Below are 5,109 nucleotides of genomic sequence, written 5' to 3' on the forward strand. Positions count from 1 at the left end.
GTGGCGCGGTGGTCGTCGCGGCCTGTGGCAACGCCGGCCCCGCCGCCCCCCCCACGGCTCCGCCCACCGACCCGGTCAGGGCGGCGCTGGCTCGCGTCGACAGCGCCAACGCCGCCGTCACGCAGGCGCAGGGGGCGCTGACCGCGGCCCATCAGAGCTTCTGCGGCACCGCCGAGGGCTACGTGCAGACCCTCGACCGCTACGGCCGGGTCTTCACCCAGGCCGCCGCGACCGTGGGCGACGTGCAGACCCTAGGGGCGGATCTGGTCGCCCCCCGCGAGGACGTCGTCACGGCCGGCGAGGCCGTGGACAGCGCCCGCACCGGCCTGACCGCTGCGGAGCAGGAGCTCGCCGACGCCCAGGCCGCGCTGGCCGACGCGGTGACCGAGGCCGGCGCCTCGGCCGGCGGGACGGCCGGCCCGACCGGGTCGCCGGCCGCCGGCCCCGCTCCCGACACCGACAGCGCGCCGGCCACCGACAGCGCGCCGGCCACCGACAGCGCGCCGCCGGCCGTCACCACGCCGGCGCCGGTCCCGGCGGCGTCGATCGACCGGGTCCGGCAGGCCGAGCAGGATCTGGCCCAGACCGCGAACGGCATCAACTCGGCGACCCCGCTGGTGTCCGCCGGGGCGGCCTACAACTCGGCGGCGCTGGCCCTGCAGATCGCCTGGCTGAACCTGCTCGGGGACGCCGGCTGCTTCTCCGACGAGCGGCAGGCGCAGGCGGCGGTCGCGCTCAACGCCTACACCCTGGCCCTGCAGAAGGATCTGCAACTGGCCGGCTACGACCCGGGTCCGATCGACGGCATCTACGGTCCGCAGACCGTGGCCGCCGTCGAGCAGCTGCAGGCCGACAGCGGCCTGGCCGTCACCGGATTCGTCGACGAGGCGACCGCCCGCGCGCTGGCCGCCCGGCTGGCCGCGGTCGGCCAGCAGGCGGCGGCGCAGACGGCGGCGGAGACGGCGGCCCTGCAGGCGGTGCTGTCCCTGATGGGGTACTGGACCGGGCCGGTCGACGGGCAGTGGACGGATGCGCTGACCCAGTCGTTGACGCAGGCCCAGACCGCGTTGGGCGTCCCCGCCACGGGTCAGGTCGATCCCGCCACCATCGCCGCCCTCCGGGCCCGGCTGGCCGAACTCGAGGCGGCCGGATCGGCGGCGCCCGCCACGGTCACCGCGACGCAGACCGAGACGGCCAAGCAGACCGAGACGGCCACCGAGACCAGCATCAAGACCAGCACCGCGACCGAGACGGCCACCCGGACGGAGACGGCCACCGAGACCGTCAAGACGACCAAGGTCCCGAGCGAGATCCCCCCCGAGCCGCCCACCACCCCGGAACCGACGACCGGCTGACGGGACACCACGGAAGGAAGATGCACATGGCAGAACAGGACATCGGACCGATCGACTACCTGGCGCTGGAGTTTCCCCAGGCCAAGATCACCGGTGAGGGCTTCGCCGCCCTGCTGGACCTGGTCAATCGGGGGATCATCCGGATCCTGGACCTCCGGTTCGTCATCGGCGGGCCGGACGGCACGTTCTCCGGGGTCGCCCTGGCCGATCTGGACCACGACGGGGTGCTCGACCTCGCCGTCTTCGAGGGCGTCTCGTCCGGGCTGCTCGGCGACGAGGACCTGGCCGAAGCCGCCGCGCTGGTGCCCGAGGGAACGGCCGTCGGCGTCATGATCTACGAGAACACCTGGGCCGGGCCGTTCGTCACCGCGATGCGCAATCACGGGGCCCGGGTGCTGGCCGACGGCCGGATCCCGGTCCAGGACGTCATCGCCACCCTGGACAGCCTGGAGTCGGCTCCGGCCTGACCCGGCCTTTGCCGGCTCGACCCGGCTTGCCGCACCCGTCTCCGTTCCGCACGCTCACGCCCGAAAGGCAGACATCACCATGGGACTTCTCCGCGGGATCGCCCGCACCGCCGCCATCGCCGGCACCGCCACCGCCGTGTCCAACCGCGTCTCGCGGCGGCAGGCCAACCGGTGGGCGGCCAAGGACCAGCAGGCCGAGGAAGCGGCCCAGTACGAGCAGCAGCAGCAGTACGAGCAGCAGCCGCCGCCCCAGTACGCCCCGCCGCCGCAGCAGTACGCCCAGCCCCAGTACGCGCAGCCGCAGTACGCGCAGCCCCAGTACGCCCCGCCGCCCGAGCCGCCGGCGGCTCCCGCGGCCGAGCCGCTGTCGACCGACGACATGCTCGAGCAGCTCAAGAAGCTGGGCGAGCTGAAGGAGGCCGGCGTGCTCACCGACGCCGAGTTCCAGGCGTCGAAGGCCAAGATCCTGGGCAGCTGATCGCCCCCCGTGCGCACGGAGCCCGGACGGGGCCGTGCGCACGGGGAATGCGGGCGAGGTGCCGGAGCGAACCGGGCTAGCATCGCGGTGCCCTTCGTTTCACCTCCGGCACCCGCCGGCCGAGCCCCAGGAGTACCCGTGTCCAGCGCCCCCATCGCCCCGCCCGCCGCGCGCGTGTGGGTCCCGGCGGGCACGACGGCGGGCGCCGCGGTGCGCGAGGCGGGCCTGCCGAGCACCGGCCCGCAGGCCGTGGTCGTCGTCCGGGACGGCGGCGGCCGGCTGCGTGACCTGAGCTGGGCGCCGGAGTCCGACGCCGAGGTGGAGGCGGTCGCCGCCGACACCGACGACGGCCGCTCGGTGATCCGGCACTCCGCGGCGCACGTGCTGGCCCAGGCGGTCCAGGACAAGTTCCCGGAGGCCAAGCTGGGCATCGGCCCGCCGGTCAAGGACGGCTTCTACTACGACTTCGACGTCGACCGCCCGTTCACCCCGGAGGACCTGGCCGACCTCGAGAAGCGGATGAAGCGGATCGTCAAGGCCGGACAGCGCTTCTCGCGCCGGGTCAGCACCCCGCACGACGCCCGCGCGGAGCTCGCCGGCGAGCCGTACAAGCTCGAACTGATCGACCTGAAGTCGGATGCCACCGGTGCGCAGTCGGCGGAGGAATCGGTCGAGATCGGCGCCGGCGAGCTGACCATCTACGACAACCTGCACGCCCACACCGGTGAACGGATCTGGGGCGACCTGTGCCGTGGCCCGCACGTGCCGACCACCCGATTCATCCCGGCGTTCCAGCTGACCCGGTCCGCGGCGGCCTACTGGCGGGGGAGCGAGAAGAACCCGCAGCTGCAGCGGATCTACGGCACCGCCTGGGAATCCGCCGAGGCGTTGGCGGCCTACCAGCAATGGCACGCCGAGGCCGAGCGGCGCGACCACCGCAAGCTCGGCGTCGAGCTGGACCTGTTCTCGTTCCCGGACGAGTTGGGTTCCGGCCTGGCCGTTTTCCATCCCAAGGGCGGCATCATCCGCAAGGAGCTGGAGGACTACTCGCGGGCCAAGCACGTCGCCGCCGGCTACTCGTTCGTCAACACCCCGCACATCACCAAGGGGCGGTTGTACGAGATCTCGGGCCACCTGGACTGGTACCGGGACGGCATGTTCCCGGCCATGCACCTGGACGCCGAGCTCGGTCCGGACGGGGAGGTGCGCCGGCCCGGCCAGGACTACTACCTCAAGCCGATGAACTGCCCGATGCACGACCTGATCTTCCGCTCGCGCGGGCGGTCCTACCGCGAATTGCCGTTGCGGATGTTCGAGTTCGGCACCGTCTACCGGTACGAGAAGTCCGGCGTCATCCACGGTCTGACCCGGGTCCGGGGCATGACTCAGGACGACGCGCACATCTTCTGCACCCGCGAGCAGATGCGCGACGAGCTGCGCAGCCTGCTGACCTTCGTGCTGGAACTGCTGGCCGACTACGGGCTGGACGACTACTACCTCGAGCTGTCCACCCGGAACGAGGAGAAGTACGTCGGCACCGACGAGAACTGGGCGGTGGCCACCGAGACCCTGGCGCAGGTCGCCCGGGAGTCCGGCCTGGACCTGGTCGACGATCCCGGTGGGGCCGCGTTCTACGGCCCGAAGATCTCGGTGCAGGCGCGCGACGCGCTCGGCCGGACCTGGCAGATGTCCACCATCCAGCTGGATTTCAACCTGCCCGAACGGTTCGAGCTGGAGTACACCGGTTCGGACGGCACCAAGCAGCGTCCGGTGATGATCCACCGCGCGCTGTTCGGGTCGGTGGAGCGGTTCTTCGGCGTGCTGACCGAGCACTACGCCGGGGCGTTCCCGGCCTGGCTCTCGCCGGTGCAGGTGGTCGGGATCCCGGTGGCGGACGCCTTCGGCGACCACGTGCAGGCGGTCGTCGACGCGCTCGTCGCGCGCGGGATCCGCGCCGAGGCCGACCATTCCGACGATCGCATGCAGAAGAAGATCCGCAACCACACGACCGCCAAGGTGCCGTTCCAGCTGCTGGCGGGGGAGAAGGACGTGGCGGCCGGCGCGGTGTCGTTCCGGTTCCGGGACGGTACCCAGGTCAACGGGGTGCCCACCGCGGCGGCCGTCGAGGCGATCGTCGAGTGGGTGCAGCAGCGGCGCAACGACGCGCCGACCGCGGCGGCGTTCGCGCACCTGCGGCCGGCGACCGGCGGCGTGGATGGGTGAGACCGGCCCCACCGGGCCGGACCCGGGCCCGGGCGACCTGGTCGCCCAGGACGGCATCGGCGTGCCCGACCAGCTGGCCCGGCTGTGGACCCCGCACCGGATGGCCTACGTCAGCGGCGGGGCGGGGGACTCGGGTGCCGCCCGGCCGGACCCGGGCTGCCCGTTCTGCCGCATCCCGTCCCTGTCCGACGAGGACGGCCTGATCGTCGCCCGGGGTGAGCGGGTGTACGCGGTGCTCAATCTGTACCCGTACAACCCGGGTCACCTGCTGGTCGTGCCCTACCGGCACATCCCGGACTACACCGACCTGGACGCCGGAGAACTCACCGAGTTCAGCGCGTTCACCCGGCGCGCCCTCGAGGTCGTCCGGTCGGTCAGCGCGCCGCACGGCTTCAACATCGGCATCAACGCCGGGTCGGCGGCCGGCGCCGGCATCGCCCCCCACCTGCACCAGCATCTGGTGCCCCGGTGGGGCGGCGACGCCAACTTCATGCCGGTGATCGGCCAGACGAAGGTGCTGCCGCAGCTGCTGGCCGACACCCGCGGGCTGCTGGCCGCCGCCTGGCCGGCCGCGTCCTGACGCCGG

General features: G+C 72.9%; 5 protein-coding genes. All 5 read left to right on the top strand.

Features of this window, described 5'->3' with window-relative positions; translation table 11 throughout:
* The coding region (locus ACOJUF_RS10390; protein WP_420121778.1) for a peptidoglycan-binding domain-containing protein at window positions 1-1,355 on the top strand (1,355 nt) is incomplete at its 5' end.
* Window positions 1,356-1,381: 26 nt separating this feature from the next.
* Window positions 1,382-1,822, top strand: a complete 441-nt coding sequence (locus ACOJUF_RS10395) for a DUF6325 family protein (protein WP_420121779.1) — start codon at window positions 1,382-1,384, stop codon at window positions 1,820-1,822.
* Between the two features lie 79 nt (window positions 1,823-1,901).
* On the top strand, window positions 1,902-2,300 hold the full coding sequence (locus ACOJUF_RS10400; RefSeq protein WP_420121780.1) for an SHOCT domain-containing protein: 399 nt from the start codon (window positions 1,902-1,904) through the stop codon (window positions 2,298-2,300).
* Between the two features lie 138 nt (window positions 2,301-2,438).
* Complete coding sequence (thrS, locus tag ACOJUF_RS10405) at window positions 2,439-4,523, top strand: threonine--tRNA ligase (RefSeq protein WP_420121781.1); 2,085 nt, start codon at window positions 2,439-2,441, stop codon at window positions 4,521-4,523.
* Complete coding sequence (locus ACOJUF_RS10410; protein ID WP_420121782.1) at window positions 4,516-5,103, top strand: HIT family protein; 588 nt, start codon at window positions 4,516-4,518, stop codon at window positions 5,101-5,103. Before thrS ends, ACOJUF_RS10410 begins: the two co-directional genes overlap by 8 nt.
* The last annotated feature ends 6 nt before the right edge of the window (window positions 5,104-5,109 follow it).

The organism is Nakamurella sp. (assembly GCF_048594475.1).
Lineage (GTDB): Bacteria > Actinomycetota > Actinomycetes > Mycobacteriales > Nakamurellaceae > Nakamurella.